The organism is Rhodovulum tesquicola (assembly GCF_024128855.1).
Taxonomy (GTDB): Bacteria; Pseudomonadota; Alphaproteobacteria; order Rhodobacterales; family Rhodobacteraceae; genus Rhodovulum; species Rhodovulum tesquicola.
In genome coordinates this window covers 1-23,710 of the sequence record NZ_JAMYDV010000025.1, presented here as the reverse complement: position 1 = coordinate 23,710, position 23,710 = coordinate 1, and the positions used below count along the sequence as shown (strand labels likewise).

The window sequence follows — 23,710 nt, the reverse complement described above, 5'->3', positions numbered from 1 at the left end:
GGACGGGGCGTTTCACTTTCCGGGGATGCCTCAGCCGCCGCAGATCGCCTGAAGCTGCACCCAGTCGCCATCCGAGATGAGCGGCGGTGCCAGCTTGCCGCGCATCGGATCCGCCTCGATCAGGCCCAGCACGCGTTCGCCCGAGATGTCGAGCGCATAGGCATAGGGGCCGGACGGCACATTCGCGCGGGCAAACCGGTCGATCAGCGCGTCGTCGGGCAGCGGCAGGGGCGGCGCGGTCAGGATGGTGCGGGCATGCCGCTCCAGGGCGCGTTCGGTCAGGTGGCCGCTGGTCAGCAGGCGGAAGGTTGCCAGAACGCCTGCCTCCTTCAGCAGCACGGCCAGCGGATCGGCGCGCGCGGCGCGGGCGGATTCGGCCAGGATGAAGCCCGCGACCGCGGCGGGATCGTCATGGTCCTCGACCAGGGCGCGGTTCAGCAGGATGATCCGGCCCGGCAGATGCGCCGCTCGCGGCATCCCCGAGGGCAGGACGACGACCCGGGCGCCGCTGCCGGGCAAGAGCCGCTCGGCCAGCCGGTCGAGCGCGCGCGCCCCGCCCGGCCGCGCGCAGGGCTGGCCCGCGACACGGGTGACCCGGTCCAGCAGGTCGCGCCCGATCTCGGCGCGGACCTGTGGCGGCACCACCGAGACCGTGTGCCGCACCAGCGCCCCCGGCAGCCAGAAGGCGCCCAGTCCCACGATCCCGGCGGCGATGGCGGCGAAGATCGTCAACCGCAGCCGACCGGGATGCGGCCGGTTCCGCGTCACCGCCGCCCGCACCGTTTCCAGCGCCTCGATCATCAACGGTTCGTCCACCTCCAGCGTCTCGTCGCTGTCGGTGTCGGGCGCGTAAAGCGCGGGCGTCTCGCCCGGGTTCAGCCGGTCCAGCGCGGCCAGCGACCAGTGGGTCAGCACCCGTTCGGCGGTATCGGAGACCACGAGCGAGGCGTCGCCAAAGGACAGGATCACGTTGCGCCGCTGCGCCCCGGCATGTTCGCGCCAGATGCCGGGGCTTTCCAGCCGTTGATACCGCTTGAGCGCCGTCATGGGCGGCCGACCGTGCCTGTCCGTTGCCTGAACCTGCACCCACAGATAGCCGGGTGCGGCGCGGGCGACAATCTCACAACCCTGCCGCCAGCTTGCGCAGCTCGAACTTCTGGATCTTGCCGGTCGAGGTCTTGGGCAATTCGCGGAACACGATCCGTTTGGGCGTCTTGAAGCCCGCAAGCTGGTCGCGGGCAAAGGCGATCAGCGTGGCCTCGTCGACGCTATGGCCGTCCTTCAGCTCGACAAAGGCGCAGGGCACTTCGCCCCATTTCTCGTCCGGTTTGGCTACCACGGCGCACAGCAGGACGTCGGGATGGCGCATCAGCACGCCCTCGACCTCGACCGAACTGACATTCTCGCCGCCCGAGATGATGATGTCCTTGGCGCGGTCGGCGATCTGCAGGTAACTGTCGGGATGGTGCATCGCCAGGTCGCCCGAGTGGAAATAGCCGCCCTGGAACGCCTCGCGCGTGGCGCGCGGGTTCTTCAGATAGCCCTTCATCACGCCATTGCCGCGGAACACGATCTCGCCCTGGGTCTGCCCGTCCATCTGCACCGGCTGGTGCTTTTCGTCCCAGACCTGCACCGGCTCCATGAAGGGCATTGCCACGCCCTGGCGTGCCTTGACGGCCGCGCGGTCGTCGCCCTGCAAATGGTCCCATTTGGCGTCCCAGGTGCATTCGGTCGCCGGACCATAGGTTTCCGTCAGCCCGTAGACATGGGTGATGTTGAAGCCCATCGGCTCGATCCGGGCCAGCGTGACCGGGGCAGGGGGGGCGCCCGCGGTGAAGACCTCGACGATGTGGCCGAAGTCGCGCCGGTCCTCGTCCCGGGCATTCACGATCATGTTCAGCACGATCGGCGCGCCGCCGAAATGGGTCACGCCCTCGTCAGCGATGGCGTCGAAGATCGCCTTGGCGGTGATGTCGCGGCAGCACACGACCGTGCCGCCGATCAGCGGCATCATCCAGGTGTGGCACCAGCCGTTGCAATGGAACAGCGGCACGATGGTCAGGTATTTCGGGTAAAGCGTCATGCGCCAGGAAATCACCTGCCCCATCGCGTTCAGATAGGCGCCGCGGTGGTGATAGACGACGCCCTTGGGCCGCCCGGTGGTGCCCGAGGTGTAGTTCAGCGCGAGGCTCTCCCACTCGTCTTGCGGCAGGATCCAGTCGAAATCGGGATCGGCCTTGGCCAGGATATCCTCGTATTCGGGATAGTCGCCGATCGCATGAACGCCCGCGGCATCGTCGGCCACCTCGATGATGACGGGCGGTTCGCCCTCCATGTCCTCGATGGCAGCGGCGGCCAGCGGGATGAATTGCGGATCGCAGAGCAGCACCTTGGCCCCGCCATGGTCAAGGATGTAGCTGACCGTGTTGGCATCGAGCCGGATGTTGATCGTGTTCAGCACCGCCCCGCAGGCGGGCACGCCGAAATGCGCCTCGGCCTGGGCGGGGATGTTGGGCAGGAGCGTCGCCACCACGTCGCCCGGCCTGACCCCCATCGCGGCAAGGGCCGAGGCCAGCCGGCTGATGCGGTCGTGATACTGCCGGTAGGTGTAGCGGCGGGCGCCATAGACCAGCGCCTCGCGGTCGGGCCAGACCTGCACGGCGCGGTTCAGGAAGGACAATGGCGTCAGCGGCACGAAATTCGCCGCGCATTTTTCCAGACCCGTTTCGTCGGACAGCCAGCCCATGGTTCCTTGCCTCCCGGTGCTTCGTTGGACGGCGCGGAGTTTGGCCCCGCCGCGCGGCTTTGAAAAGGGCTGTCGCGCGCCTTTCGCACCGCCGCGGGGTCGGCGACTCGTCCGGCCGGGTGGGGCAGGGGCGACGAGCCCGGCGCCTGGATCATGGTTAACTGTTCCTTGACAGGCCGCGATCCCCGGCTGCGCCACGCCATTGCGCAGGCCCCGGGCGGCGGTGCCGCAAAGCCATCCCAATCGCGTCGAACTGGCGTCCGAAGACCGGGGGTAAGGGTCTGTTGGCGAACAGGCGGCACCGATGACCCCGGTCCATGGCGAGGCAGGGACGGCGGCAGCATTCCGGGGGAACGGGTAATGGAATTCAGGATCGATTATCAAGGGTGCGAACCCGCTTCGGGCTTTGACGACGCCCTTGTCCCGGGCGGGTCGCATCCGGGTGGGGGCCTGTCCGGCGCCGGAATCGCGGGGCTGGCCTCGGGCTTTGCCGCCGGGACCGAGATCGCCACCACGACCGGCTGGCGCGCGGTCGAGGCGCTGGCCCCGGGCGACCGGGTGCTGACCTTCGATAACGGCTCGCGGCCGGTGCGTGCGGTCCAGCGCGGGGTCCTGTGGCGCGGCTGGACGCCCTGTCCCCAACCGCTCTGGCCGCTTCTGGTGCCCGAGGGGGTGCTGGGAAATTCCGCGCCGCTGCTGCTGTTGACCGAGCAAAGCGTGATGGTCGAATCCGACCTGGCCGAAGAGCTTTACGGCGATCCCTTCGTGCTGCTACCCGCGCGCTATCTCGAAGGCGCGCTGGGCATCGAACGCGTGGCGCCCCGGCTTGGCGTGGCGCTGGAGGTGATCGTGCCGCTGTTCGACCGGCCCGAGATCGCCTTTGCCAACGGTGCGGCGCTGGTGTTCTGCCCCGCCCAGGGCGAGGGCGAGACCGTGCCGCTGAACCGGCTGGGCGAGTTGCAGAGGACCGCCGATTGCGACTATGCCCGCCCCCGTTTCCCGCGCGAGGCGCGCCGGCTTGCCGAGGCGCTGGAAGAACAGCCCCCGGCAGACGAACCGCCCTCCGCGCCCGCGCCGCGTCAGGCCGCCTGAGCCGCCGGACCGAAACGGCCATAAAAGGTCTCGTCGCGCTCGGCCATCTCGCGCAGGAGGTCGGGCGGCGCAAAGCGGGGTCCATGGCGCGCGGCCAGATCGTCGCAGATCGCGACCGCGCGGCCCGCCCCGATCATGTCCAGCCACGAGAATGGCCCGCCCGACCACGGCGCAAAGCCCCAGCCCAGGATCGCGCCCACATCGCCCTCGCGGATATCCGTCAGAACGCCCGCCTCCAATGCGCGCACCGCCTCCAGCACCTGCGCGAAAAGCAGCCGGTGCTGCACCTCGGACAATTCCGGCTGATCCGCGGCGCGCGGGTAATGGTCGAGTCCTTCCCACAGCCCCGTCCTCTTGCCCGCCGCATCATAGGTATAGAATCCGGCTCCCGCCTTGCGCCCCAGCCGACCCTGATCGGCCAGCCAGAACAGCACATCGTCCACCGCGCCGTCCGGATAGGCCGCGCCCATCGCGGCGCGGGTCGCCCTGGCGATCTTGACGCCAAGGTCGATCGAGGTCTCGTCCACCAGTTGCAGCGGCCCCAGCGGCATCCCCACCAGTTTCGCTGCATTCTCGACCAGCGCGGGGGCGATGCCCTCGCCGACCATGCGGATGCCCTCGTTGATATAGGGGATGATGCAGCGATTGGCGTAGAAGAAGCGGGCATCGTTCACCACGATGGGCGTCTTGCGGATCTGGCGCACGAAATCCAGAGCCCGCGCCACGGCCCGCTCGCCGGTTTCGCGCCCCTTGATGATCTCGACCAGTGCCATCTTCTCGACCGGGCTGAAGAAATGGATGCCGATGAACGCGTCCTGCCGGTCGGCGGCGCGCGCCAGATCGCTGATCGGCAGGGTCGAGGTATTTGTTGCAATCGTGCAAGTCTCGCCCACCGCTGCCTGCACCCGTTTCGTCACCTCGGCCTTGATCGCGGGGTCTTCGAACACCGCCTCGATCACCAGATCGGCACCGGAAAGCGCAGAATAATCCGTGGTCGCGGTGATCCGCCCCATGATCTCGGCCTTCTTGTCGGCATTCGCCTTGCCGCGCGCGATGCCCTTGTCCATGTAGGATTCGGTATAGGCGCGGCCCTTGTCGGCGGCCTCTTGCGACTGGTCGACCAGCACCACCTCGATGCCCGCCTGTGCGGCCACCAGCGCGATGCCCGCCCCCATCATCCCCGCGCCGATCACGCCCAGCTTTCGAACGCTTTGATCGGGGATGTCGGAAGGCCGCACCGCACCCTTTTCCAGCGCCTCCTTGTTGATGAAGAGCGAGCGGATCATCGCGCCCGAGGACGGGTTCATCAGCACATGCGTGAACCACCGCGCCTCGATCTGCAACGCGGTGTCGAAGGGCACCAGCGCGCCCTCGTAGACCGCACTCAGCAGCGCCCTGGCGGCCGGATAGACCCCCTTGGTCTTGCCGTTGACCATCGCGCTGGCGCCGACGAAGGTCATGAAGCCCGAAGGACTGTAGGGCGCGCCGCCGGGCATCTTGTAGCCCTTCTCGTCCCAGGGTTTCACGATGGACGGCCCCGACAGGACCCATTCCTTCGCCGCCGCCACCGGATCGTCGACCACCTCGTCGATCAGCCCCGCGGCCCTGGCCTTTTTCGGGTCGCTCAGCTTGCCCTCCAGCAGGAAGGGCGCGGCGGCCATCGCGCCCAGCTTGCGCACCAGCCGCGTTGTGCCCCCCGCCCCGGGGAAGATGCCGACCATGATCTCGGGCAACCCGATCTTCGCCTTGGGGTTGTCGGCGGCAAAGATGCGGTGACAGGCCAGCGGCAGTTCCAGCCCGATCCCCAGCGCGGTGCCCGGCAGCGCGGCGGCAATGGGCTTGCCGCCCTTGTTGCGCTCGTCCATGCCGGCACGCTCGATCTTGCGCATCACGCCATGCATCGCCATCACGCCCTCGAACAGGCCGCGCGCCGGGTCGTCGCCCGCCTCGTCCCGCATTCGGGCGATGACGTTCAGATCCATCCCGCCCGCGAAATCCTTCTTGGCGCTGGTGATGACCACGCCCTTTACCGCGGGGTCGGCAAGGGCGGCGTCGATATGGGTGTCAAGCTCCTGGAACCCGGCCAGGCTCATCACATTCATGCTGCGCCCCGGCACGTCCCAGGTGATGCTGGCCACGCCCTCGGCATCCACCGCGTAGTGAAACTCAGCCATTCCAGTCTCCTTCAGACCCGTTCGATGATCGTTGCGGCACCCATGCCGCTGGCAACGCAAAGCGTGGCAAGCCCGGTCGCCTTGTCGCTGCGCTCCAGCTCGTCGAGCAGCGTTCCCAGGATGATCGCCCCCGTCGCCCCCAGCGGATGGCCCATCGCGATCGCCCCGCCGCAGGGATTGACCCGCTCGGGATCGACCTCGAACGCCTGGATGAAGCGCAGGACGACAGCGGCGAACGCCTCGTTCACCTCGAATAGGTCGATATCGGAAATCTGCATCTTCGCATCGGCCAGGATCTTCTCGGTCACCGGCACGGGGCCGGTCAGCATGATCGTCGGATCGGTGCCGATCTTGGCCGTCGCGCGGATTCTTGCCCTTGGTTTCAAGCCATGCGCCTGCCCGAACGCGGCGCTGCCGATCAACAGCCCGGCCGCGCCATCGACGATCCCCGAGGAATTGCCCGCATGGTGGATATGTTCGATCCGTTCAAGATGCGGGTATTTCATCAGCGCCACCTGGTCGAAGCCGGGCATCATCTCGCCCATCTCCTTGAAGGCAGGTTTCAGCGCGCCCAGCGTCTGCATGTCGGTTTCGGGACGCAGATATTCGTCGCGCGCGAGAATGGTCAGCCCGTTGACGTCCCGCACCGGGATCACCGAGCGGTCGAACCGCCCCTCGGCCCAGGACCGCGCGGCGCGGCGCTGGCTTTCCACGGCCAGCGCATCGGCCTGGTCGCGGGTGAAACCGTGTTGGGTGGCGATGATGTCGGCCGAAATGCCCTGCGGCACGAAATGGACCTTCATCGCGAGGCTCGGATCGACCGCAATCGCCGCCCCGTCACTGCCCATCGCGACGCGGCCCATCGTCTCGACCCCGCCCGCGATATAGCCCGCGCCCGCACCCGCCCGCACCTGGTTGGCCGCCAGGTTCACCGCCTCGAGCCCGCTCGCGCAGAAGCGGTTGATCGACAGGCCCGGAATGCGTTCGTCCAGCCGCGAGGCCAGCACCGCGCTGCGCGCAAGGCAGCCGCCCTGTTCGCCGACCTGCGTGGCGTTGCCCCAGATCACATCCTCAATGCCCGCGCCGCCATCCAGTCCGTTGCGCTCGGAAAGCGCATCCAGCACCAGCGCGGACAGGCGCAGCGCTGTGACCTCGTGCAGGCTGCCATCCTTGCGCCCCTTGCCGCGGGGGGTGCGGATCGCGTCGTAGATATAGGCATCGGTCATGTCGGTATCCTCGCGGTCGGGAAGAAAAGGTCGGCGTCGCGCCCGGCGGCGGCGTTGCAGGGGTATTTTCGCCAAGAAGAAACAGCCGGTCGCGCCCCGTAACCGGGCGTTAACGTTAACGCGCCAGTCTGCGAGTCGCGGTACAGGCTGGGGAGCCGATGACCGCCCAAGGAGAAGACCCCCCGCCCGACGCCTCCACCCCGGTATCGACCGGGGGTGCCGTTCGGGCGGGGGGAAGCCGCCCTGTCTTCTTCTTGGCGAAAATACCCATTGCGCTGCCCGCGCCATCCTGCGCGACGTCCGGGGTTCATCGCTTGCGCTCCTCAAGCTCGGCATTGAACAGCCGCAGCCGGTGGGGCAGCACCTCGGCATCCGTCACGCTGTCGAAATTCTCGAACAGGAAGGACAGCGCCTCGCCTTCGTCGAGGCCGGCATCGTTGGCAAAGCGGCGCAGCCGACGATAGGCGTCTTCGGACATGGCAACCTGAAAGCGGCGGGTCAGGCGCAGGCGTCTGGGCATCGCAATCCTCGCTTTCAGGCGACTAGAAGGCGTCGGGGTCCAGCGCCATCACCGTTTCGGCGCCCGAGGTGATGCGCGCCAGATGCAACCCCGTCGCGGGCAGGTGGCGGGCCATGTAATAGCGCCCGGTCGCGATCCTGGCCGACAGGAAGGCCGCATCGCCCCTGCCCGATGCCAGCCCCGCATGCGCGGCGCGCGCGATCCGCGCCCACATCAGGCCCAGGCAGACATGGCCGAACAGGTGCATGAAATCATAGCTGCCCGCCAGCGCGTCGGCAGGATTCTTCATCCCCTGTTCGACGAAATAGACCGTCGCCGCCTGAAGATCCTTCGACGCCGCCTTGAGCGGGTCGAGAAAGCCCGCTTTCAGGTCGACATCGCCCTCGTTCTCGCGGACGAAGCCTTTCACGATCTCGAAGAAATCGCGCATCGCGCGGCCGCCATTCTGCGGCAGCTTGCGGCCCACCAGATCCAGCGACTGGATGCCGTTGGTGCCTTCGTAGATCATGGTGATCCGCGCATCGCGCACGAATTGTTCCAGCCCCGCGGCGCGGGTGAACCCGGTGCCGCCCAGCGTCTGCTGCGCCAGAACCGTGGTTTCGAACCCCTTGTCGGTCAGGAAGCCCTTGATGACCGGGGTCAGCAGCGAGATCAGCGCCTCGGCCCTGTCGTCGTGGCCGCGGTGCGCCCGGTCGATCAGCTGCGCCCCCCAGAAGGTGAAGGCCCGCGCCCCTTCGACAAGGCTTTTCTGGTGCATCAGGTTGCGGCGCACATCGGGGTGGACCATGATCGGGTCGGCCGGTCCGTCCGGGTTGGCAGGCGCCCCCAGCGCGCGGCCCTGAAGCCGTTCCCTGGCCCAGGCCAGCGCGTTCTGATAGGCCACGACGCCTTGCGCATAGCCCTGAAGCCCGACGCCCAGGCGGGCCTCGTTCATCATGGTGAACATCGCCCGCATGCCCTTGTGTTCCTCGCCCACGAGGAAGCCGGTCGCGCCCTCGTAGTTCATCACGCAGGTGGCGTTGGCGTGAATGCCCATCTTGTGTTCCAGCCCGACGCATTCCAGCGCGTTGCGCGCGCCGGGATTGCCCTCGGCATCGGGCAGGAATTTCGGCACGATGAACAGCGAGATGCCCTTGGTGCCAGCGGGTCCGCCGGGGATTTTCGCCAGCACCAGATGGATGATGTTCTCGGTCAGGTCATGCTCGCCTGCCGAGATCCAGATCTTGGTGCCGGTGATCTTGTAAGTGCCGTCCGGCTGCGGCTCGGCACGGGTCCTGATCAGGCCCAGATCGGTGCCGCATTGGGGTTCGGTCAGGTTCATCGTGCCCGACCAGATCCCTTCGATCATCTTCGGCAGGTAGAGCGCCTTCTGCGCCTCGGAGCCATGCACATGGATCGCCGACATCGCGCCATGGGTCAGGCCCCAATACATGTTCATCGCCATGTTGGCCGAGACGAACATCTCGCCGACCGCGGTGTTCAGCAGATAGGGCATCCCCTGCCCGCCATAGGCCGGGTCGGCATCCAGCCCGATCCAGCCGCCCGCGGCGATCTGGCCATACGCGTCGCGAAAGCCCGCGGGCGTGCGCACCGCGCCGTTGTCCAGCGTGCAGCCCTCGGCGTCGCCCGTGGCGTTCAGGGGCGCCAGCACCTCGGCCGCGATCCTGCCCGCCTCGCCCAGGATGGCGCCGGTGAAGTCGCGGTCGAGCTCGTCATAGCCGGGAATCCCGGAATTGCGGATGTCGAGGACGTCATGCAGCAGGAACTGCATCTCGTCGGTCGGCGGGGTATAGGTCGGCATCTGTCTCTCCCTTGAACGCCGCCCTTCTGCGGGGCGGACCTGTCCGGTGATGCGCCTAGCGGCGTGCTTCCCTCTCGAACTCGGCCAGCTTTTCTTCGCACAGGGCAAGCTGGTGTTGCAGTTCGGCGATGGCCTCGTCCAGTTCGGCGCGCTGGCGCTGCATGTCGGCCAGCCGTTCGCGCCCGATTGCATAGGCTTCGCGGTGCTGGGCCTCATGGCCCTGCTCCTCGTCGTAAAGCGCCAGAAGCTGGCGGATCTGTTCGAGGCTGAAACCGAAGCGCTTGCCGCGCAGGATCAGCGTCAGCCGGCCGCGGTCGCGGCGGGTATAAAGGCGGCGCTGACCCTCGCGGATCGGGTTCAGCAGATCAATGGATTCGTAAAAACGCAGGGTGCGCGGCGTTACCGAGTAAGCCTCGCACATCTGGCGGATCGAAAGCAGATCGTCGGTCATGTTCCGTCTTCTGATCGTTGGCCCTTCCCTGGTGCCGAGATGGCGGGTGAGGGTCCGGCTGGCAACCCGGATGGACCTTGACGTGAGCGTAACGCTGCGTCACGGCGCCCGGTTGACTTCGGCTAGCCGTCGTGACCGGCCGCGCTGTCCTGCCGCGCGAGAATGGCCGAAACCTCGTCGTGAAGCGCCTTTAGCTCGGCGATCGACCGCTCCAGATCCTCGCGCTGCGCATTCAGCTCCACGAGTTGGCGGTCGGCCAGTTCGACGGTGCGTTCAAGCTGTGCCCGGCTGCCTTTCTCGTCGTAGATCAGCAGCCATTGGCGGATTTCCTCGAGGCTGAAGCCGAAGCGCCGCCCGCGCAGGATCAGCGTCATCCGCGCCACCTCGCGGGGCGTGTAGAAGCGTGCGCGGCCTTCCTTCTCGGGGCTCAGAAGCTCGATATATTCGTAGTAACGCAGGGTGCGCGGCGTCACGTCGAACTTCGCGCACATCTCCTTGAACGACAGACGGTCGTCGGACATCGGCCCTTCCGCTTTTTCCTGTCCTCGAAAGGACTCCGCGCCCCGCTGGCCACTCTAGTTCATGAAACCGGGTGCGAAAAGGTGGAAGCCATAGGCGACCAGAAGCGCCGGGACCGCGGAATAGGCGGTGGCCAGGATCGCGGCGCGCGGGTTGATCGCGATGGCGGGAAACAGCGCGTCGCCATCGTTCGAGATCGCGTTGCCGATCAGCGCGGCAAAGGGCAGGGCGCCGTTGACATAGAGCATCGTCACCAGCACCTGCGGCCCGCATCCCGGCACGAAGCCCACAACCACCGCGATCAGCGGCAACAGCGGCGCGACGGTCTGGAACCAGGCGGCGATGTCCAGCCCGGCGAAACTGGCGGCATAATCATAGGCCAGATAGGCGCCGATCACCCAGACCGAGATGAAGCTGGTCTCCTCGGCCATCCGGGTCAGCGGCGCGTCCCCGGCATTGGTCATCGCGGTGACGGGCGAACTGGCCCAGATGAACAGCCCCAGCGCCGTGCCGGTCAGGGCGATGGCGGTGACGGGCAGGCCGAACACCGCTGCAATCTCGATCTGGGCAAGCTGGGCGATGCCCACGGCAAGGCCGGGTAGGGCGGGCAGCAGATAGGCCACATCGCGCGGCCTGAGCCGTCCGATCCGCGGGGCCAGCTCGCAAGAGGCGCCTTGCAGACGGGGCAGGTGTGACCGGTCGAACCGGTCGACGAGCCAGCCGGTCAGGATGCCCACGGCCATCGACAGCGGCAGGATCACCGCCGCCGCATCGGGCCGTGTCGCCAGCAGCAGGAAGGCCGCATCGCCCATCGTCGCGGTCAGCGCCGCCACGACCGCGCCCATCCGCGCATTGCCCGAGGTATAGGCCGCCACCACGATCACCGCGCCGCCGCAACCGGGCGTCGCGCCCAGCAGGGCGGCCAGCGGTACCTGCCAGCCGCGCGCGTTGCGCAGCGCATCGCCCAGGTCGAAGCGGAACAGCCGTTCGGAACCGTAGAACAGCAGGAGCGTTGCCGCCACGAAGACGCTGACCTGCACATAGGCATCGGTCATCAATTCGCGGGTCAGCCGCCCCAGCTCGCCCGGTGCCACCGCCAGCGCCAGAAGCACCAGCGCCACCCCCAGCCGCCGGGGGCGGAACCCGCCCGGCAAAGCCGTGCCGAGCCGCGCAAGACCCGTGCCGTCATGGATGGTTCCGGTTGCCATGTCTGCCCTTGACTGCGAATGGTTCTCAATTGCAGAACTTAGCACTTGCGGGGGGCTTGGCAAGGGCCAATAAATCGGCCGGAAAGGGAGAGGCCGATGAACGAGGACAAGGCCCGGATCGCGCGGCAATTCATCGAGATGATCCCGCATTCGCGTGCGCTGAACATGCGCGTGGATGAAATCGGCGACGGCGTGGCCGAGATCTCGATGCCCTATGACCCCCGCCTGATCGGCGATCCGCAAAGCGGCGTGATCCATGGCGGCGCGGTCTCGGCGCTGCTGGACACCTGCGGCGGCGCGGCGGTGATGAGCCACAAGGACGCCCCCGCGGGCACCGCCACCATCGACCTGCGCATCGACTACATGCGCGCCGCCGCCCCCGGCCAGCGGATCACCGCGCGGGCCGAATGCTACCATGTCACCCGCTCGGTCGCCTTCGTGCGCGCCATCGCCACCGACGAGGACCGCGAGAACCCGGTCGCCACCGCCTCGGGCGCCTTCACCGTCGAACGCGGGGGCACGCCATGAGCCGCAAAGCCCCCGAACCCGTCCAGGTCATCAAGCAGCGGCGCGACGCGGCGCTGTCCGCGCTGGTCCATGGCGTGCCCTATATCAACTTCCTCGGCATCGAGTTCGAGCGCCGCGGCGACGAACTGACCGCGCTTCTGCCCTTCGACGACAAGCTGATCGGCAACCCGATGCTGCCCGCCCTGCATGGCGGCGTGACAGCGGCCTTCCTGGAAGTGACCGCCATCATCGGGCTGAGCTGGGCGATCATCTGGGAGGACATGGAATCGGGCACGCTCGATCCCCTTGCGCTGACGCCCGAAACGCTGCCGAGGCTGCCCAAGACCATCGACTTCACCGTGGATTACCTGCGCACCGGCCTGCCGCGCGACGCCTATGCGCGGGCGCGGGTCAACCGCTCGGGCCGGCGCTATGCCTCGGTCCATGTCGAGGCCTGGCAGGACAACCGCGCCCGGCTTTACGCGCAGGCCACCGGCCATTTCCTGATGCCGCCCCGCAATGGCTGACAGCGCCGCCGGGGCCGCGCCTGCGCCGCCCCCGCTGACCCACCGCCGGGTCCTGGCCATCGCCCTGCCCATCGTGCTGTCGAATGCCACCGTGCCGATCCTGGGCGCGGTCGATACCGGCGTCGTCGGCCAGATGGGCGAGGCCGCCCCCATCGGCGGGGTCGGCATCGGCGCGATCATCCTGGCCGCGATCTACTGGGTGTTCGGCTTCCTGCGGATGGGCACCACCGGGCTGACCGCCCAGGCCTGGGGCGCGGGCGACCGGGGCGAGGTCGACGCGATGCTGTCGCGCGCGCTGCTGATTGGGGGGGCGGCGGGGCTGGTGCTGATCGCGCTTCAATGGCCCCTGTTCGCCGGGGCGTTCCGGATCGCGCCCGCCAGCGCCGAGGTCGAGGCGCTGGCCCGCGACTACATGGCGATCCGCATCTGGTCGGCCCCCGCTGCCATCGGGCTGTTCGGCATCACCGGCTGGCTGATCGCGCAGGGCCGCACGCGGGCGGTGCTGATTATGCAATTATGGATGAACTCGGTCAACATCCTCCTCGATTTCTGGTTCGTGCTCGGGCTGGGCTGGGGCGTGCAGGGGGTAGCGGTCGCCACCTTCCTCGCGGAATGGACCGGGGCCGGGCTGGGGCTGTGGCTGTGCCGTGGCGCGTTCCGCAGCGCGGCCTGGCGCGAGAGCGCGCGCGTGTTCGAGCCCGCGCGCCTGCGCCACATGGCCGCCGTCAATACCGACATCCTGATCCGGTCGCTGCTGCTTCAGGCGATCTTCGTCTCGTTCCTGTTCGTCGCGGCGGGTTTCGGGGATGTGCCGCTGGCGGCCAATCAGGTGCTGCTGCAATTCCTGGAAATCACCGCCTATGCGCTGGACGGTTTCGCCTTTGCGGCCGAGGCGCTGGTGGGCCAGGCGATGGGCGCGCGCGCCCGCGCCACACTGCGCCGGGCCGCGCTGATGACGAGCCTCTGGGGCGTGGTGACGGTAATCGGGCTGGCGGCTGCCTTCGCGCTGTTCGGCGGGGCGATCATCGACCTGATGACCACATCGGCGGAGGTGCGCGCCGCGGCACGCGATTACCTGCCCTGGATGGTGGCCGCGCCGGTCTTCGGGCTGGCCTCCTACATGCTGGACGGCATCTTCATCGGCGCGACGCGGACGCGCGACATGCGCAACATGATGGCCGTGGCGGCGGCGGTCTATGCTGTCGCGGCGCTGGCGCTGGTCCCGGCCTGCGGCAATCACGGGCTCTGGATGGCGCTGCTGATCTCCTTCGTGGCGCGCGCGGTGACGCTGGGGCTGCGCTACCCGGCGCTGGAGGCCGCGGCGGACCGCCCGGCACGCTAGGCCCCCGGGCCGCGGCGGGGTGGCGCTGCCCCCCGTCCTTCGGACTCCCCCCGGGATATTTGCGGCCAGAAGAAGGACGGGGCGGGGGGCTAGAGGATCTCGTCCTCGTCGAACAGCCGCTCGGCCTCCAGTCCCGCATTCCAGGCCCCGATCCGCTCGCCCGCCTGCGCCTCGGGGGCGATGGTGGCCAGATGGAACACGGCATTGCCCTCGTTGACCACCGGCAGCACCGCGCGGCCCAGGATGATGCCATGCTCGGGGGCGCGGATCTCGGCCTCGACCTCGCCGAACGGATCCGAGACCACCGCCAGCAAATCGCCCCGCTCCACCACGTCCCCCTCCGAGCGGTAGCTGCGCAACAGCCCCCCCTGCGGCGCGCGCAGCCAGCGCGAGGCGCGGCACACAAGCGGCGCGCGGCGCGCCCGCGGCACGCCCCGTCCGCCGATCATGCCCCGGTCATGCAGCACCCGCAGGATGCCCGCGACCCCGGCCCGCACCGCGGTCTCGTCAAAGCGCAACCCTTCGCCCGCCTCGTAAAGCAGCATGTCCACGCCCATCTCCCGCGCGGTCTGCCGGAGCGAGCCCTCACGCAAGGCCGACGGCAACACCACGGGCGCGGCAAAGACCGCGGCAAGGCGCAACAACTCGTCATCGCCCGGCGCCACCCGAATCTGGGGCAGGTTGGTACGGTGCACCGCCGCCGAATGCAGGTCGATCCCCAGATCGGCCCGCGCCACGACCTCGCGGGTCAGCAGATCCGCCAGCCGCCCGGCCATCGACCCCCCGGCCGAGCCGGGAAAGCAGCGGTTCAGATCGCGCCGGTCGGGCAGGTAGCGCGACAGGTTCAGAAAGCCGAAGGCGTTCACGATGGGAATGGCGATCAGCGTGCCCGCCAGCGCCGACAGCGCGGGCAGGCTCAGCAGTCGGCGCACGATCTCGACCCCGATCACCTCGTCGCCATGGATGCCCGCGGTCACGAAGACCACCGGCCCCGGACGGCGGCCATGGATCACATGGGCGGACATGGTGACCGGCGTGTGATCCGACAGGACCGAAACCGGCAGATCGACCGTCCGCCGCGTGCCCGCAGGCACCAGCGCATCGCCGAGCGCAAAGCCCGGGCGCGGGGTCATGGGGCAGGGGGTCCGGAACCGTGCATTCCCATGCGTTACGCGCGACGGGGAATTCTGGCAAGAGGCCGCCGCCCCCTCGCCATTGTCGCGCCGGCCGATTGCGATTCCCGGGGCATGCTTGCAAGGACCAGTCGGCTGTCCTTCTTCTGGCCGCAAATATCCCGGGGGGAGTCCGCAAGGACGGGGGGCAGCGCCCCCCCCCTTACCCGCATGCCAGCGCGTCCTCGATCAGCCGCACGGTCTCGTCCACGCCGTAAAGCGCGATGAAGCCGCCGAAGCGGGGGCCCTGGCTGGCGCCCAGGATCACCTCGTAAAGCGCCTTGAACCAGTCGCGCAGGTTCTCGAAGCCGTGCTCGCGGCCGACGGCGAAGACCAGGCTTTGCAGCTCTTCGGCATCAAGCCCGCCCTGCCAGCCCCTGAGCCTTGCCACCAGATCCTCCATCGCGGCGCGCTCCTGCGCGTCGGGGGCGCGGAATTCCCGTGTCGGGGCGACGAAATCGCGGAAATAGCGCACCGCGAACCCCGCCGCGGCGTCGAGATCGGGATGGGTCTCGGGGCTGGCCTCGGGCGCGTAGCGGCGGATGAAGCCCCACAGCCCCGCCTTGTCCTCGGCGCCTGCGACCGAGGCCAGGTTCAGCAGCATCGCGAAGGGCACGACCATCCGGCTTTCGGGCGGCGCGCCATTGTGGATATGCCAGACCGGGTTTTCCAGTTGCGCCTTCAGTTCCTGGTCGGGGAAGGCGCGCAATTGCTGGTGATACTCGTCCACCGCCTTGGGGATCACGTCCCACCACAGCCGCTTTGCCGTCTTGGGCTTCTGGTACATGAAATAGGACAGGCTCTCGGTCGCGGCATAGCTCAGCCACTCGTCGATGGTCAGCCCGTTGCCCTTCGACTTGGAAATCTTCTCGCCATTCTCGTCAAGGAACAGCTCATAGGTGAAATGCTCGGGCTTGCGGCCGCCCAGGATCTCGCAGATGCGGTCATAGATCGGCGTGTTGGTGGAATGGTCCTTGCCATACATCTCGAAATCGACATCGAGCGCGGCCCAGCGGGCGCCGAAATCGGGCTTCCATTGCAGCTTGACGTTGCCGCCGGTCACCGGAAGCGTCCATTCCCGCCCGTCCTCGTCGTCGAAGGTGATCGTATGGTTCACCGCGTCGACATTCTTGAGCGGAACATAGAGCACGCGGCCGGTTTCGGGATGGATCGGCAGGAAGACCGAATAGGTCTGCTGGCGTTCCTCGCGCAGCGATTTCAGCATGACCGCCATCAGGTCGTCATAGCGTTCGGCCGCCAGCCGCAGCGTGTCGTCGAACCGGCCGGTCTTGTAGAACTCGGTCGCGGAATAGAACTCGTACTCGAACCCGAACGTATCCAGGAACCGCCGCAGCATCGCGTTGTTGTGATGCCCGAAGCTTTCGAACTCGCCGAACGGATCGGGCACGGATGTCAGCGGCCGTTGCAGATGCTCGCGCAGCATCTCCTGGTGCGGCACGTTGCCGGGAACCTTGCGCATCCCGTCCAGATCGTCCGAGAAACAGATCAGCCGCGTCGGGATGTCGCTGATCGCCTCGAAGGCGCGGCGGATCATCGTGGTGCGCAGCACCTCGCCGAAGGTGCCGATATGGGGCAGGCCGGAGGGGCCATAGCCCGTCTCGAACAGCACATATCCCTTCTTCGGCGGCGCCTTCTCGTAGCGCTTGACCAGCCGACGGGCCTCTTCGAAGGGCCAGGCTTTCGCGCTCATCGCGGCGTCGCGCAGTTCGGACATCTTTCGTTGCCTTCCTGAAGGGCCGGACCCCGTGCCCGGCAAGCCCCGTGTCCTATTGCCCGTCCGGCCCCGCGTCAATATTCTGCACCGCGACATCCCCCGAGGAGAGACCCCCATGCGCCCCGAAACGCCCATGACCGCCCAGGATGCGCTGATCGCGATCATGGTGGCGGTCTCCGCCTCGGACGAGAATATCCGAACCGCCGAACTGGTGACCATCGAACGCATGGTGAACCACCTGCCGATCTTCGCCGATTATGACGTGGACCGCAGCGCGGTGGTGGCGCAGACCGTGTTCGACCTGTTCGAGGAATACGAGGGGCTGGATGCCCTGTTCGGCCTCGTGCGCGAGGCGCTGCCCGAGAAGCTGCACGAAACCGCCTATGTTCTGGCCTGTGACGTGGCCGCGGCCGATGGCAGGCTCGGCGAGGAGGAATTGCGGCTGCTCGCCGAAATCCGCTACGAGTTGAATATCGACCGGCTGGCCGGGGCGGCCATCGAACGCGCCGCCCGGGCGCGCCACATGGTTCTCTAGATGGGCGCAGCCGACGGGTTCGCGCTCGACCGGCCCGAGCGGTTCTGGCCCTTCGCCGACCGCTTCGTGGCCGCGTCGCGGGTGGTGATCGACCGCCCCCGCGGCAGCGCCCATCCCCGCTTTCCCCAGATCCTCTACCCGTTCGATTACGGTTATCTCGACGGCACCACCGCCATCGACGGCGGCGGGGTGGATGTCTGGTGCGGGTCGGGTGACCGGGCGCGGGTCGGGGGCGTTCTGGCCTCGCTCGACCTGACGCGGCGGGATGGCGAGTTGAAGCTGCTGCTGGGGTGCAGCCCGGCCGAGATGGAGACCATCCGGCTGTTCCACAACCAGGCCGACTGGGTCGCGGGCGCCCTGATCCCGCGCCCCGAGGGGCTCTAGCAGGTCGCGCATCGCCCGGGATGTCGTCCCCGCCGGCACCGGCGTAACGACAACCGCCACCATGCGCATTTTTTCGCTTGATCTCCCCCCCCCACTTCCCTAGAGAGACGCACGCGGCGCAACCGGGCCGCATCCAGGTCGGGGCCATAGCTCAGCTGGGAGAGCGCTTGCATGGCATGCAAGAGGTCAGGGGTTCGATCCCCCTTGGCTCCACCAACCCTCATTTTCACTGTTCGAGATAAGTAACCTTCTGGAAATGAAGGTATTTTCCACAAAGGTGTTGCGCTGAGGCTTTTCGGGGGGCGCCTCGGGAAGATGCCCGGAGATACCCGGGTCTTCCGTCTCGGATCTCTGTCTGCGACCATCGCGCGGATTTCCCCCAAGCTCGCCTGACAGTGGCTCACGCAGGATCAGGGTAGAGCCGGTGGCCGATCGGCCAGGTTCCGACCCGGGCAATGCGATGCAGCCATCGGTTCTCGGGGGCCTTCCACGTCTCGGCGGGGCGTATGACCACATCGTGCTTCCGCTCTGCCAGAACCGTTTCGTTCGCGGGCGGGAAGAGGTGTTGGGACTGCCAGGACAGCATGATCCGCGCCTCGTCCTCGAACAGGGAGTCTATGCGGCCAAGGCCGGTGACGTCTGCCACGGCGACCAGGGTCTCGCGCGGCCTGGCGGCGTATTCCTCGTAGCGCAGGGACAGGAAACGGCCCGGTTGCGCAGCGCCCCAGTCGGAAAGTCGAGTCTGTCGGGCCGCCCAGGTCCGCATGTTTCGGAGGACCGCGAAATGATCCGGCTTCTTCCTGAACCAGCTGCAAGCCACGGCCCTCGGATCCCGGAGCAGATTGATCACATAGAGGTCGACGTCCCGCATCAGGTCGAAGGCGAGCGCGATCTCGGGCGATTTCGAACTGTCGACGAACAATGTCGCCCCGGTCCTTTCGGTGATGCCTTGAAGAAGAAGCTGCAGGGCGGACAGGAATCGGCTGTGCGCCTCGGCAAGCGAGCGCCGGGCAGTCGGATCGGACCAGTCCGCCGACCGTTCGGCGGCCTTGCGAAAGGATGATTGCGCCTTGTGCACCGCCATGGCATCGGCAAAACCCGCCGCGTCCAGCACCCGCGGCACCAGGTCGCCGTAGATGGAACAGGTCTTGAGGGTGCGGCCGCAGGAGCAGGGCGCATCGACGCTCCACGCGCTCCACAGGTCGCGCATCTGGCCCAGATTGAAGACGCCCTCTGGCTGCGATAGGATGATGCCAAGCAGCGTGCTTCCGGACCGGCCTGAACCCGAGATCGCCACCACCTTCGCCATCCTGTTCCTTGCCTCTACGATAGGGGATCGTCCGTCGCCTGTTCGTTAGCATGGCGGACAAAGTTCAACCACACTCGAAACCTTGACAGGTCTCGTGGCGCCGCCCGATCCCGCTGGCCTGGGACGGTGCGGACCGGGGCCGGAGTGGAAAAGACAATCGTGAACCCTGCGCTTCAAACCTGTCCGCCCCCGATTTTCCTGATCTGTTCCGAGCGATCCGGATCGAACCTGATCAGTGCCATGATGGGGGCCCATTCCGGGATCTATTCGCACCCTCCCTACCACCTTGGCCGGGACATTCTTCTGAACCTGCCGCGAACCCTTGCTGGCGGCGTGACAGGGCCGGCCTGGAAGATCCTTTGCGCGCACGCGGTCGAGAGGGTGCGGAAATACCGAAACCCGGCAGAAGCGGACCGGCTGGAGGCGTGGTTTTCGGCGCGTGACAGGATCGACCCCGTCGAGATCGCCGCCTTCCTCTGGCAGGAATTGCCGGAGGAGGCAAAGGGTCGGCATGTTTTCGTCAAGGAAAACAACCTTCACCATTTGCTGCCGTTCCTCCTGACGGCCTTTCCGGACGCGAAATATGTGTTTCAGACACGCGACCCGCGGGATTTCCTCGCCTCCGCCAAGGCGCTGCGCAAACGCTGGATGGGAAACAAGTTCGGCTCGCTCCGCCAGGCGCTGACCATCTGGAGGGATGACCAGAAGGGCGGACTAGCCGCGCTGGCCCTGCTTGGGCCGGAACGCGTCTGCCTGGTGCGCTATGAGGATCTGGTGAGCGATGCGTCCGTGCAGCTTGAGCGCGTGTGCGCCTTTCTCGGCCTCGCGTTCGAACCGGCAATGCTGGATTTTCATGCGTCAGATGCCGCGCGCCGCGTCGCGGCGACGATCGGTGCGAGAGAAAACATCGCCAAGCCGCTGATGACGGGCAATTTTCGCAAGTATCGCAAGAGCCTGTCGCGTCGTGACATTCGCTCGACCGAGGCGTTTCTCGGCGATCTGATGGACCAGTTGGGGTATCCCTGCGACTACCCCCGCCGACCCGGTCGCCCGAGTTTCTGGCCCGGTTTCCGGCCCCAGTTGACCGAAATGTTCGAGCGCCTTGCCAACAAGGAGATCGGGCCATTCTACAAGCACGGGCAGCGGTCGATGACGCGCGCGCTGGATGCCGCGACCGTCCCCCTTTGCCCGCCCATCCCTGACACGCAGGACAGGGCTTGATGACCTTCGACGCAGCGGCGGCGGGCCGCATCCTGAGACACGCCCGGGACACGCCGGATCATCCGGCGCTCGACGTTGCTGGCGAGGTCTGGACCTATGCCGAGATTGCCGCGGTCGCCTGGTCCATCGCGCGGGATCTGCCGCAAGCCGAACCGGGCAAGGCGCAACCGGTGACCGCGATCATGGCCCATCGCCATGCCTCGTCCTATGCGGCGATCCTGGCGACGCAGATCCGCGGCCATGCCTATGTGCCGATCAGCGTCAGGCAGCCGACCGAACGGAATGCGGCGATCCTGCGCGCCTCGGGCGCGACCCGGATCGTGGTGGGGGACCTGGCGTCGGACCGCTACGCATCCATCTTGCGCGCGGCGCCGGACCTTGCGCTGACACGCATCGATTGCGGAGACAGGCGGGCCGACCATGCGCTGCCCGGCACGGTCCCGCCACCCGAAAGCGTCCTGCCCGTGACAACGGATCGGGTAGCCTACATTCTCTTCACGTCTGGCAGCACGGGGACACCAAAGGGTGTCCTTGTCCCAGCCGAGGCCCTCGAGGCCTATCTGGAGGCGGCGACCGCCCTTTTGCCGGTGGCGCAAGGCGACCGGTTCTCGCAGACTTTCGACCAGTCTTTCGATCTCTCGGTTCATGACATCTTCCTATGCCTGACCCGCGGCGCCACGCTTGTCGTGCCGTCGGAGACCGACCTCCGCGCGCCCGGTCCCTGGGTGCGGGACAAGCGGATCACGCACTGGTTCTCCGTTCCTTCGCTGGCCGCCCAGATGCGGCTGCAGGGCGCGTTGCAGCCCGGTGCATTTCCGGACCTGAAATCCTCGCTTTTCTGTGGCGAGGTCCTCCCGCTCGCGCTCGCCCGCGATTGGGCGGCCGCCGCTCCGGCGTCCCGTTTGGAAAACTGGTATGGCCCGACCGAGGCCACCATCGCCTGCGCGTCCCATCCCGTTTCCCGAACCGACCTTGCCGCGATGGATGCAGACGTTCCCATCGGGCGGGCATTCCCGGGAATGGATCTGCGCGTGCTGGGCCCTGATCTTGCCGACCTCGCTCCGGGCGAGCCGGGAGAGCTTTTCCTGTCCGGGCGCCAGCTGGCGTTCGGCTATCTCTCGGACCCTGGTCGCACTGCGGCGGCCTTCGTCACCCTTCCCGACGGCACACGGGCCTACAGGACCGGCGACCGCGCCGTGGTCGGGCCGGATGGCGCGGTGCGGTTCCTGGGCCGCTCCGACAACCAGATCAAGCTGCGTGGCTACAGGATCGAACTGGGCGAGATCGAAGCGGCCCTGCGCGCTGCCGCCGATGGACGCAACGCGCTGGCGCTGGCATGGCCGAATGGCGGCGGCGAGGTCCGCGGGATCATCGCCGTCTTGGAAGGCGAATTCGATCGGGATACCCTGACCGCGCGGCTGCAGAGAGTGCTGCCGGAGTACATGCTGCCTTCCGCGATTCACGCGCTTGCGCTGTTTCCGCGCAGTTCCAGCGGCAAGGTAGACCGCAAGGCCGTCGCCGAGGTGATCGCGGCGCGTGAGGTGGAGTCGGATCTCCCCCCGCTTGCGCCTGCCGCTGCATTGCTGATGGAAGCCATTCTTGGTGCCGCACCGCTGCTGGACCGTGCCAGGATCCTCAGCGCGCCCAGCCTGTTCGACGCCGGGATGGATTCCCTCAGTTTCGTTGCCCTGACGCTGGAGATCGAACGGTCATGGGGCCGACATATCGACCAGGATGATGTCGTGCGTCTGAGCGGCCTGTCCTTCGATGACCTCGTGAGTGAACTGACCGTTCCGACCGTTTCGGCCCGGGGCGGGTTGAAGCGGTTCTGGCGAAAGCTGAAGATCCGGCTGAATCCGGGGCGAAACCCGCGCGCCAACCGGGCATTGCAGTTCATCGAGCGGTTTCCGTCCGCGCTGGAGCAGGGGGCGCCGGTGCTGGCGCTCGGGTCCTCGGGGACGTTTCGCGGCTTTGCCTCGGATGTGTTCAGCGACGAGTTGGCCAGTCGGGGTGACCGCCACCCCGTTCTGAACGCCGGGTTGCCGGGGGTGGATGTCGCGGGTCTCGCGTCGATCGCGGAATTCGTGGCGCAGACCTGCCGGGAGAAGAAGGTGCGGTTGCCGCTCGCGATCTGGGAGTTCGATCCCATGCTCGTCAGCATCTCGCCACCGCCTGGTGATATCGCCTTCGGACCGGAATATTTCTCGGGACGCATCCGGTCCCGCGAGTCCGGCGCCTTGAGCGATGAATTCGGATGGTCGGCCGAACGCGGCGGCAACTGGGTTCCGGCACCGGGCGCAGAAACCGGCGGGCGCAAACCCGATTGGGCACGCAGCCGCGACAAGGTGATCGCCACCGCCTACCTTGGCACCTTGCCTCTGGACCCGACGAGGCTGGCCGCGTGGGAACAAGGACTGGCCGCCCTGGCCGACGTCAGCGACCGTGTCGTGGTCTTTGTGCATCCGGCCGAGAAGGCCATGCTTGACGAACTGCCCGACGCCGCACGCGGACAGATCCTGACTGCGGCATTGGACCGGATCGCTGCCCGCACCGGCGCCGAGATCCTGCCATGGGAGGCCTTCGCGCTGGACTCGACCGATTTCATCGACATCAACCATGTGAATGGGGGGCAGGGCAGGACCAAGCTCAGCCTGCAACTGGCGCGGATGGTTCTTGCGCGGTGAGCCGCCGGGCCGCGTCGCGGTCTTCTCCCGCCGACCGCATGTCCCACGCGCCGTCGAGCACCACGACATCCTCGAATTCCAGCCCCTTGGCCCGGTGCGCCGAGAGCAGCAGCGTCCCGGCCCGGCGCTTGCGGATATCCCGGCCCCATTCGGCCAGCCATTCCGGAACGGCCTTTCGGTCGGTCTCGCGATCCTCGATCTCGCGCACGAAATCCTCGACGCCCTCCTGCGGGATCGACCACCAGAGTCCGTCGGGCAGGGCCTCCCTCCATGCCGCGAGGTCCGAGACACGCAGCGCCGCGCGTTAGCTGCGGACGGGCTGGAGACGCCTCCACTCCCGCGCGATCACGGCGGCCTTCGCCCGGTCTCGGTCGGGCACGCGTTTCGAGAGCCGTTCCGGTTCCTCGATCGCAGGGACCGCTTGGATCAACGTAAACGGTGTTTTGCCCCCACCTTCCTGTGATTTTTCCGTTCTGCGAGTCCGTCTCTGTTGGCTAACAGGGGTGGAGTTTCTCCATGGAGACTATGACGGAGTTTCTCAGTTCACTTGGCGTGGT

The 23,710-nt window shown here is 67.4% G+C and carries 21 protein-coding genes and 1 tRNA gene; 9 read left to right on the top strand and 13 right to left on the bottom strand.

All coding sequences use genetic code 11. The annotated features are described in order from the left end of the window. Positions 1-30: 30 nt before the first annotated feature. Together NHN26_RS15290 and NHN26_RS15285 are read right to left on the bottom strand one after the other, a co-directional pair. Positions 31-1,047: a hypothetical protein gene (locus NHN26_RS15290; RefSeq protein ID WP_253090227.1), complete on the bottom strand. Its 1,017-nt coding sequence runs from the start codon at positions 1,045-1,047 to the stop codon at positions 31-33. A 73-nt stretch (positions 1,048-1,120) separates the two neighbouring features. After that, positions 1,121-2,746, bottom strand: coding sequence for an AMP-binding protein (locus NHN26_RS15285; protein WP_253090226.1), 1,626 nt, complete (start codon positions 2,744-2,746; stop codon positions 1,121-1,123). A 360-nt stretch (positions 2,747-3,106) separates the two neighbouring features. On the opposite strand from NHN26_RS15285, the gene NHN26_RS15280 reads away from it, so the two are divergent. Beyond that, the gene (locus tag NHN26_RS15280; protein ID WP_253090225.1) at positions 3,107-3,838 is read left to right on the top strand and encodes a Hint domain-containing protein; all 732 of its coding nucleotides are present in this window, start codon (positions 3,107-3,109) and stop codon (positions 3,836-3,838) included. On the opposite strand, the gene NHN26_RS15275 is transcribed toward NHN26_RS15280, so the two are convergent. The 7 genes from NHN26_RS15275 to NHN26_RS15245 form a co-directional block, all read right to left on the bottom strand. Continuing rightward, positions 3,826-6,012, bottom strand: a complete 2,187-nt coding sequence (locus NHN26_RS15275; protein WP_253090224.1) for a 3-hydroxyacyl-CoA dehydrogenase NAD-binding domain-containing protein — start codon at positions 6,010-6,012, stop codon at positions 3,826-3,828. The genes NHN26_RS15280 and NHN26_RS15275 overlap by 13 nt on opposite strands. An 11-nt stretch (positions 6,013-6,023) precedes the next feature. Continuing rightward, the gene (locus tag NHN26_RS15270) at positions 6,024-7,238 is read right to left on the bottom strand and encodes an acetyl-CoA C-acetyltransferase (RefSeq protein WP_253090223.1); all 1,215 of its coding nucleotides are present in this window, start codon (positions 7,236-7,238) and stop codon (positions 6,024-6,026) included. Between the two features lie 307 nt (positions 7,239-7,545). Next, complete coding sequence (locus NHN26_RS15265) at positions 7,546-7,758, bottom strand: hypothetical protein (RefSeq protein ID WP_253090222.1); 213 nt, start codon at positions 7,756-7,758, stop codon at positions 7,546-7,548. Positions 7,759-7,780: 22 nt separating this feature from the next. Then, positions 7,781-9,559 (bottom strand): acyl-CoA dehydrogenase C-terminal domain-containing protein, encoded by a 1,779-nt coding sequence (locus tag NHN26_RS15260; RefSeq protein WP_253090221.1) that lies wholly within the window; start codon positions 9,557-9,559, stop codon positions 7,781-7,783. Between the two features lie 55 nt (positions 9,560-9,614). Further along, positions 9,615-10,010, bottom strand: a complete 396-nt coding sequence (locus NHN26_RS15255) for a MerR family transcriptional regulator (RefSeq protein WP_253090220.1) — start codon at positions 10,008-10,010, stop codon at positions 9,615-9,617. 122 nt (positions 10,011-10,132) lie between these two features. Beyond that, complete coding sequence (locus NHN26_RS15250) at positions 10,133-10,531, bottom strand: MerR family transcriptional regulator (protein ID WP_253090219.1); 399 nt, start codon at positions 10,529-10,531, stop codon at positions 10,133-10,135. Positions 10,532-10,585: 54 nt separating this feature from the next. Beyond that, entirely contained in the window at positions 10,586-11,737 is a 1,152-nt protein-coding gene (locus NHN26_RS15245; protein WP_253090218.1) for a putative manganese transporter, read from the bottom strand. Between the two features lie 96 nt (positions 11,738-11,833). Between NHN26_RS15245 and NHN26_RS15240 the strand changes: the two genes are divergently transcribed. From NHN26_RS15240 to NHN26_RS15230, 3 genes are read left to right on the top strand one after another with little or no spacing between them, the layout of a single operon-like run. Then, positions 11,834-12,265, top strand: a complete 432-nt coding sequence (locus NHN26_RS15240; RefSeq protein WP_253090217.1) for a PaaI family thioesterase — start codon at positions 11,834-11,836, stop codon at positions 12,263-12,265. Continuing rightward, on the top strand, positions 12,262-12,771 hold the full coding sequence (locus NHN26_RS15235) for a PaaI family thioesterase (RefSeq protein ID WP_253090216.1): 510 nt from the start codon (positions 12,262-12,264) through the stop codon (positions 12,769-12,771). The genes NHN26_RS15240 and NHN26_RS15235 overlap by 4 nt, the downstream gene beginning before the upstream one ends. After that, complete coding sequence (locus NHN26_RS15230; RefSeq protein WP_253090215.1) at positions 12,764-14,113, top strand: MATE family efflux transporter; 1,350 nt, start codon at positions 12,764-12,766, stop codon at positions 14,111-14,113. Before NHN26_RS15235 ends, NHN26_RS15230 begins: the two co-directional genes overlap by 8 nt. 89 nt (positions 14,114-14,202) lie before the next feature. Here the strand turns inward: NHN26_RS15230 and NHN26_RS15225 are convergent, their stop codons facing one another. Next, entirely contained in the window at positions 14,203-15,246 is a 1,044-nt protein-coding gene (locus tag NHN26_RS15225; RefSeq protein ID WP_253090214.1) for a succinylglutamate desuccinylase/aspartoacylase family protein, read from the bottom strand. A gap of 202 nt (positions 15,247-15,448) precedes the next feature. After that, entirely contained in the window at positions 15,449-17,020 is a 1,572-nt protein-coding gene (locus NHN26_RS15220) for a lysine--tRNA ligase (RefSeq protein WP_253090213.1), read from the bottom strand. A gap of 115 nt (positions 17,021-17,135) precedes the next feature. Between NHN26_RS15220 and NHN26_RS15215 the strand changes: the two genes are divergently transcribed. From NHN26_RS15215 to NHN26_RS15205, 3 genes are all read left to right on the top strand, one after another. Continuing rightward, a complete protein-coding gene (locus NHN26_RS15215; RefSeq protein WP_253090212.1) occupies positions 17,136-17,555 on the top strand; it encodes a tellurite resistance TerB family protein in 420 nt (139 codons plus the stop codon). Next, positions 17,556-17,939, top strand: coding sequence for a hypothetical protein (locus NHN26_RS15210; protein WP_253090211.1), 384 nt, complete (start codon positions 17,556-17,558; stop codon positions 17,937-17,939). It abuts the gene before it with no gap. Between the two features lie 140 nt (positions 17,940-18,079). Beyond that, a tRNA-Ala gene (locus tag NHN26_RS15205) sits at positions 18,080-18,155 on the top strand. A 184-nt stretch (positions 18,156-18,339) separates the two neighbouring features. On the opposite strand, the gene NHN26_RS15200 is transcribed toward NHN26_RS15205, so the two are convergent. Next, complete coding sequence (locus tag NHN26_RS15200) at positions 18,340-19,248, bottom strand: sulfotransferase (protein ID WP_253090210.1); 909 nt, start codon at positions 19,246-19,248, stop codon at positions 18,340-18,342. Positions 19,249-19,374: 126 nt separating this feature from the next. Here NHN26_RS15200 and NHN26_RS15195 point away from each other — a divergent pair, with 126 nt between their 5' ends. Continuing rightward, positions 19,375-20,469, top strand: coding sequence for a sulfotransferase family protein (locus NHN26_RS15195; RefSeq protein ID WP_354595943.1), 1,095 nt, complete (start codon positions 19,375-19,377; stop codon positions 20,467-20,469). Continuing rightward, a complete protein-coding gene (locus NHN26_RS15190; protein ID WP_253090208.1) occupies positions 20,469-23,153 on the top strand; it encodes an amino acid adenylation domain-containing protein in 2,685 nt (894 codons plus the stop codon). Before NHN26_RS15195 ends, NHN26_RS15190 begins: the two co-directional genes overlap by 1 nt. Here NHN26_RS15190 and NHN26_RS15185 read toward each other — a convergent pair. Then, positions 23,116-23,361: a hypothetical protein gene (locus NHN26_RS15185; RefSeq protein WP_253090207.1), complete on the bottom strand. Its 246-nt coding sequence runs from the start codon at positions 23,359-23,361 to the stop codon at positions 23,116-23,118. The genes NHN26_RS15190 and NHN26_RS15185 overlap by 38 nt on opposite strands. Positions 23,362-23,710: the final 349 nt, after the last annotated feature.